At 44.0% G+C, this 241-nt stretch carries 1 pseudogene; it reads right to left on the bottom strand.

What is annotated here, in order from left to right:
* Positions 1-241: pseudogene (locus tag DB729_RS09415) on the bottom strand (hypothetical protein); the annotation flags it as partial.

Genomic DNA, 241 nt, shown 5'->3' with positions numbered 1-241 from the left:
ATCTGTGACTGAGAAGGCTGTCGCATCTTGCGCTACTGTTGTTTTCACGTTGTAAGTGAAGACTTGGTCACGTTTGTCAAGAGTTTCAGCTTCTTTGCCGTTCACATCTTTCTTGATTTCTGGCTCTTCTGGAGTCGGTGGAGTTACTGGAACTTCATTAGAGTCTTTCGTAAAGCCTGGTTTGTTTGGAAGATCTGCCTTGTAAGCTGCCTTGTTCGGAACCTTGATTGACTTATCTTCT

The sequence above is a fragment of the Streptococcus halitosis genome, assembly GCF_003143695.2.
Taxonomy (GTDB): domain Bacteria; phylum Bacillota; class Bacilli; order Lactobacillales; family Streptococcaceae; genus Streptococcus; species Streptococcus halitosis.
The sequence above is the reverse complement of the archived record's forward strand: the minus strand, read 5'-3'. Positions and strand labels throughout refer to the sequence as shown.